We start from the raw sequence: 6,588 nt of genomic DNA, 5'->3' as shown, positions 1-6,588 counted from the left end.
AAATTAATATTTCATATAAATGCTTAAGTAAAACGGAGCGAACTTACAGATTTAGTAATAGTAATAATCAACAATGCACAATAAAAGAACCTTAACCCCAATAACACCTATAAGCCCTTATTATGACTCCTGCAACTTGGCAATTTCCGATTGAACTAACAAATACGCCCGCCAGTAATTAAACATGCCACCTAACAGAAACAAGCAGCTACCAATCATGTACTGCCAAGCAAGAAAATTAAGAATAAGTAAGTGATCATTAGGCGACTCGAACGCCCATAAATACGGCACTGATGCCATGCCATAAAGCACTGACCCGACGATGAAACATATGGAGGTTAAATTCATCAATTGCAGTAATTTCACAGAGTCAGCTTTGATAATCAAAAAGATGTTCGCCGCTGCTCCAACAATAAACAGTGTACTGCCAATAATGAATAACCAAGTACTGACAAGCGCCCAGTCAACTTGAGGAAAGCTGGTTATGCGGCCAAATACAAAACATAGTGTACCGAGCAAATAAGTCGCCCCCGCAAAGTACTCTAAAACCTCATCTGTTTTATGAGTACTATGGTCTTTCCAGTAACGTCGGATTTCGGCCATATCATGCACATTCACCACTAAATACGTTAACGAGGCAGCAAGGAATATCCAACCACCGATATAGGCATATTCAGCTCTACTCGGGAAAAAGAAAAAACTACCTATAACAAACAACACACCACCCAACTTATAAGCAATTGCATTGATGGTTTCCCAGCGAAATTGTGCCCTCAGCGCTTTTTTATCTGCGGTAAGGTTTAAAATGCGGCGTCTATTTGAAAAGGCGTGTGGCATAAATAGCGTTTTCCTGTCGGTGTATTTGATAAATATGGTCGGTAAGTGATGGCTGCAATTAAACCTGACTGTCACAAAGCATGTTAACTAACAAACCTCAATCAAACGAATCACTTATGTAGGAGCGCACCCTACAAATAATCATTCCAGAAACCGTTAAAATATTCACAAGTAAAACTAACCGTTCGCCTAGTTTTGCTGTTTCTAAATAAGCTAACGTAAGCTTGCTACGCTCAGAAGCAACCTCCAACTAATGCACAAATCATCCTTATAAACTTAATCATCGCCATGTAACTAACATGAGCAGTTGTTAAAAATCGAGCTAAAATAAACTAGCCAAATTAATGAAACAACAAGGAATGACGATGGATTTCGATACAATTAATGGCGCGCTAGACAATATCATTGCGATATTCGATACACCCGTTTTTACCGTCCAACAAAAAGCCATCAGTGTTGGCGATATTCTGTTTATTCCCTTTTTACTCCTGATAAGTTATTTCGTTCTTAAAGCGATCATTAAATTATTAACCAGTCGTATGACTAAAAAAGGAATGAAACCTGATGTAGTGCACTTGGTTAGCCGCATTACCTATATTCTCGGTATTGTCATCATGTTAGCCATAACATTGGAACTGATTAATATCCCCATCACGGCTTTTGCATTTCTCTCTGGCGCTGTCGCAATTGGTGTCGGTTTTGGCGCTCAGAACATCATTAACAACTTTATTAGTGGCTGGATTTTAATGTGGGAACGTCCAATTAAAATTGGAGATTTTTTAGAGGTTGATGGCGTTAAAGGGAATGTAGAAGCCATTAATACTCGATCAACTCGAATTCGCCGTACTGATGGCGTGCATTTATTAATACCTAACAGTAAATTACTTGAAAATACTGTTATCAACTGGACCTTAATGGATACTAAAACACGCACCACTATCAGTGTTGGCGTGGCATATGGCTCGCCTTGTCGTAAAGTGGCTCAATTAATCGAACAAGCTGTTTCAGAGCAAGAGTCTATATTAACAACCCCTGCTCCTACCGTAATCTTCAATGACTTTGGTGACAACGCCTTAGCTTTTGTCGTCTATTTTTGGATGGAAGCAAAAATGGAAGGCCAACTGCGACAAACCAGTAGTGAGATACGCTTTCGAATTGACGAATTATTTGAACAGAACAAGATTGTAATTGCTTTCCCACAGAGAGATATTCATCTAGATGGAGCACTAACCATCTCCCACACCAAAGAAGATTAATTCAACAATTTCGATGTTGATGAGATGATAATTTATTCGTGCATAAAACAGAATTTTTAGCCTGGATAACAGCAGTTTCTGCCATTTTCTTTAGCAAGATATAAATGTTGATCGGCCATGGCATATAACTGATCAACTTGCATGCTAGTACCTGTCCACTCTGAAAGACCAATACTGATGGTGATGTGTATAGCCGTATTGTTATATTCAAAAGTGGATGTTTCGACCATAGCGCGAACTCTTTCAGCTAAAACTTTGGCATCATTCATTGAAGTATTATTCAGTAAAATGGCGAACTCCTCGCCACCGATGCGGGCAAAAATATCACTTTCCCTCATGAGTTGATTTACATTTTTTGCCAAATTAACTAAGACATAATCTCCAGTTTGGTGCCCATGCGTATCATTAACTTTCTTAAAATAATCAATATCAAACATCAGCATCGACACTTTTCTTCTATCTCTAAGCGCCATCATAAGAACCTTTTTCGAGGTTTCAAAAAAATAACGTCTGTTATAAGCATTGGTTAAATTATCAACAATAGAGAGTTTCCTGAATTCCTCAGCACTTTTCTCTATTTCTTCATGAGCTTCAATACTTGATAAACGACTATGATACATCGACTTAGACAGTAAGATTGTTGCAGGAATATAAATTACCGCGAATACCACCATGGCAATATGCTGATGCTCGCCATAATAAAACATGATAAAAACTTGAGGAATTATCATCGCAAAAAAGAATACTAAATAAGCCTTATAAAGCGATGTCATAGATAATGTCGCAGCAGTAATGATGCCTATCGCTACCACAAAACTAACCAGCTCAAATGGTTGAGGTGCGAAAATAATAATCAGTACAGACGAAACCATCCAAGTGAAAGCTTGAAATAGATTAAGGCCTATAAATACCATCTCTTGTTGGCTCAAGCCCTTAGCATTGTCGTCACTCAAATGCTGTTTAAACATTTTTATATTGAGGTATCGAGCTACCGCGAGAAGTAACTGCAATGAAAACCAAGCCAATAAAATAGTGATTGGAATAAATGAGATGAATATAGAAATATAAGCAATAGAGACGATAAGCATGGCAATCATTGCCCTTGGCGTTTGTTCTACAACAATTTCAATTAGTTTGGGGTGAACTGCAGACATCCTATCTCCATATATAACCATACACACAAATAGTAGACTATCTCACTAATTAAGTTAATAAATTAACGCTCACCTTTTCAATAACCTAAAGCATTTCCTCCTCAATGCTTTAAATGTCGAAATACCGCAAGATTAGTAATTAAACAAGATTCCGATTTAGCAATGAACAGATTCATCATCAGCTGGATGACGCTATAAACCTATCACGAGGTTTAGGTCGACTTTATTAAAACCTATCTTTGGTATCACATCGTAATGAGATAATGACTCTTGTTTATTCTGCAATATATTTTTCAATGTAATTAACTGACTGAGTAACACCCCAAATACCCTACATAAAACTACCCTGTGACTTATCTATAGATAATATTCAATTCAAGTTATTGATTTTAAATCTGTAAATTATTATTTACCTACGACTAATGTCTGAGTCCAAAACTGCTTTTATTGTTCGCTATGGCCACATGCTTCAGATAAGGTGCCTCTAATCTATATCCCGAGTCTATATCCAAAGCACTTTTAGCAAGTGAAATTTAGCAAGTGAAATTTAGCAAGTGAAATTTAATAAGTGAGTTTTAGTGAATGAACTTTCTTGAATGAACAATAGGAATAATATGAGCAGTAATTCTGAATCAGTACATGAGCAAGAAAGTGACCAATCAACAAAAGCAAACAAGTTAAATTACCAACAGCAACATCAGCCAAGTTCATCGTTTAATAGTCGAGAAGAATATCTAGAACACGAGCTCAGCATCATGGACCCAAAACGCTGGCGTCCTAACTTACCTTTCAAAGATTTTCGCTTTGAACCAGAAGATTCAATTGCAGCTATGGCTGCAACCATTGGTAAAGTTGTCATGGTGGGCGCGATTGCGACAACCTTTGCAACATCACTAGGGCTTGAAGAAAGTTTCATCTTAGAAAATGTCCGTTATGAACTGATTATTGCTGCATTCTTCATTGTTATCTTTTCAGGTTTTTTATTACCTACAGCAAACTTAGCTGGCACCCATGGGCCGTTGATCCCAATCATACCGATTGTGGTTGCAGCAGGTGGCCACCCAATGGCCTTTGGATTACTGATTGGCGCACTAGGGTTAATACTCGCTATTAGTAAAGGCGGCAGTATGCTGGCAAACCTCACCAGTAAAGGCGTGTGCGGAGGGCTACTCTTGTATCTAGGCTTTGTCGGCACCGCATCACAAGTAAAAAAATTGTATGCGTGGGCTGATGGTATCGGCATGGAGCACATTGCTTTTATCGTGATTTTTTGCACCATTATTCTGTACGCATTACTGGAACATTGGCGAAAACGTTGGCTTGCAGTGCCATTAAGTTGCTTACTGGGCGGCACATTAGCCTTTGCCATGGGCGCGCCATTTGAGTTTCATACCGCCCCTGGTTTACCTAATATGAACCCAATGTATTGGTGGGGAGATAACTCAGGTTGGATGCTCGGTTTACCGACTATCGAAAGCTTCATGGTCGTGCTGCCTTTTGCCATTTTAGCCGTTGCTATGTGGTCCCCTGATTTTTTAGGCCATCAAGTATTTCAAAAGATAAATTATCCTCCGCGTACTGAAAAAGTACATATGAACATTGACGATACCATGACCAGTGCCTCAATTCGTCAAACAGTGGGGTCACTACTTGGTGGGGCTAATTTCACTTCATCTTGGGGGACTTATATTGTCCCAGCTGCGATTGCTAAGCGCCCTATTCCAGCGGGTGCATTACTTACCGCATTGTTTTGCGTTATTGCTGCGCTATGGGGTTATCCAATGGATCTTGCTATTTGGGAACCTGTGCTGTGTGTTGCACTGGTCGTTGGGGTATTTATTCCATTACTTGAAGCAGGTATGGAAATGACTCGCGAAGGTAAAACCACCCAATCTGCCGCTATTGTGGTGTTTTCATCAGTATTAGTGAACCCTGCATTTGGCTGGTCACTCACCATGCTATTGGATAATTTAGGCTTGATTGGCTGTAAAGACAGAAGCGCAAAACTGACTAGAATGAATCGCTGGATAGCACCCAGTATCATGTTTGTCATTCTCACAGGCGTTATGGCGCTAGTGGGTTTACTACCCGGTATTCCGGCCATCATTTCGGACTTGAAATAACGCTGCTGAGTTGTGTATGAAAAGTCATGCCCTAGGGAAATTAACGCCATAGGGCATGCTTGCAGTGAGCTTATTTGTTTAACACAAATTGATTTATTTGATTCTGGGCCAAGGCTTGATCCATCGTGCCTTTAAGCAGTTTATACATCAAAATAGACGCATCAATTTCTGTTTTACGATTGGTTAAGCTTTCAATATTCAAGCCTAATGGGATATTAAGTGGAATAACGGCGTCCAAAATCTTCTGCAAATTACTGTAATTAACTTTAATTGATTCATACAGTGGATCATCTGCAGACAAAATACGGTTGCTGGTTTCTTCAGGTACTGATACCCCTAACCAATTAATAAATTCTAATGTTTTAGCACTACCACAAGGTGAAAAAGTCAGGATCACTCGATTGGGCTTGATATTATTCAGCTCACACTCTTCAGCGTAACTGGTAAGCATATCGATAGTGGCTTGGGCGTTATACACCGCTTGCGTGATGTAGTATTCACAGCCTTTATTGGACTTACCTAATAGACGGATATGTTCATTCTTTTTACTTAAATGGCGCTCAGCAATGGCAACACCACCAAGGTAAAACTCCTGAGAGTGTTCCGATAACACACGGTATGCATCATTTAATGGAAGAGAACTTGCGACTTGCGCGGACGGCGAGCCGACTAATACGATGTCTCTGACATTATTTTGATACCAAGCCCGAGATAACCACTCGTTAAAACCTTGTTCATCAAGGCCTGCAACACTCTTATAAGCAATTACAGGCTTACCAGACTTTTGATTGATCAATTGAGCATAAGTGCCAGAATCATGGGTAGCTTTAAACGGAAAAGGTCTTGGCGCATCAATACGGCTAGTTTCATCTTGAATATCGTAAATGATCAAACCATCAAAGCTAATCTCATCAAGGCGCGCTAATAACTTATCAGCAATAGTACTGACCATTTCAAAATCGGTATCGATTTTAGGTGGGGTTGTGCCAATAAAGTAGATCCCACGGTGATGATCGGATGAACGCTGTTTTAGGGATTTTCTCATGTTTAGCCGTCTAGATGGATGTTATCTACATTGTGTCTGAAATTCTCACGTTTGTTAAGGCCAGATAGAATGATTTTTTGTAATGTTTAAAATGAATAAAGCTCATAATTATTGCTTTGCAGTCATTCTGAAATCACCTGCGGGAATTTCCCCTTTTGTAAGTACGTTATAAT

General features: G+C 39.3%; 5 protein-coding genes. 2 read left to right on the top strand and 3 right to left on the bottom strand.

The window, feature by feature from the left end; translation table 11 throughout:
* Window positions 1-120: 120 nt before the first annotated feature.
* On the bottom strand, window positions 121-837 hold the full coding sequence (locus tag BCU84_RS11930) for a YrhK family protein (RefSeq protein WP_102528303.1): 717 nt from the start codon (window positions 835-837) through the stop codon (window positions 121-123).
* A 365-nt stretch (window positions 838-1,202) separates the two neighbouring features.
* Between BCU84_RS11930 and BCU84_RS11925 the strand changes: the two genes are divergently transcribed.
* Window positions 1,203-2,093 carry a mechanosensitive ion channel domain-containing protein gene (locus BCU84_RS11925; RefSeq protein ID WP_102528302.1) on the top strand — a complete coding sequence of 297 codons (891 nt, stop codon included), beginning with the start codon at window positions 1,203-1,205 and terminating at the stop codon, window positions 2,091-2,093.
* 56 nt (window positions 2,094-2,149) lie between these two features.
* Here the strand turns inward: BCU84_RS11925 and BCU84_RS11920 are convergent, their stop codons facing one another.
* Entirely contained in the window at window positions 2,150-3,247 is a 1,098-nt protein-coding gene (locus BCU84_RS11920; RefSeq protein WP_157936219.1) for a GGDEF domain-containing protein, read from the bottom strand.
* Between the two features lie 614 nt (window positions 3,248-3,861).
* Between BCU84_RS11920 and BCU84_RS11915 the strand changes: the two genes are divergently transcribed.
* On the top strand, window positions 3,862-5,370 hold the full coding sequence (locus BCU84_RS11915; protein WP_102528300.1) for a DUF3360 family protein: 1,509 nt from the start codon (window positions 3,862-3,864) through the stop codon (window positions 5,368-5,370).
* 70 nt (window positions 5,371-5,440) lie between these two features.
* On the opposite strand, the gene BCU84_RS11910 is transcribed toward BCU84_RS11915, so the two are convergent.
* Window positions 5,441-6,415: a hypothetical protein gene (locus BCU84_RS11910; RefSeq protein WP_102528299.1), complete on the bottom strand. Its 975-nt coding sequence runs from the start codon at window positions 6,413-6,415 to the stop codon at window positions 5,441-5,443.
* Window positions 6,416-6,588 lie beyond the last annotated feature (173 nt).

The organism is Shewanella sp. 10N.286.51.B7 (genome assembly GCF_002873615.1).
Lineage (GTDB): Bacteria > Pseudomonadota > Gammaproteobacteria > Enterobacterales > Shewanellaceae > Shewanella > Shewanella electrodiphila.
This window is presented reverse-complemented; position numbering and strand designations above follow the sequence as displayed.

Bases quoted from the DNA above. Each gene is read 5' to 3' on its own strand.
- BCU84_RS11930 (WP_102528303.1), bottom strand. From the start codon at position 837: ATGCCACACGCCTTTTCAAATAGACGCCGCATTTTAAACCTTACCGCA.
- BCU84_RS11925 (WP_102528302.1), top strand. From the start codon at position 1,203: ATGGATTTCGATACAATTAATGGCGCGCTAGACAATATCATTGCGATA.
- BCU84_RS11920 (WP_157936219.1), bottom strand. From the start codon at position 3,247: ATGTCTGCAGTTCACCCCAAACTAATTGAAATTGTTGTAGAACAAACG.
- BCU84_RS11915 (WP_102528300.1), top strand. From the start codon at position 3,862: ATGAGCAGTAATTCTGAATCAGTACATGAGCAAGAAAGTGACCAATCA.
- BCU84_RS11910 (WP_102528299.1), bottom strand. From the start codon at position 6,415: ATGAGAAAATCCCTAAAACAGCGTTCATCCGATCATCACCGTGGGATC.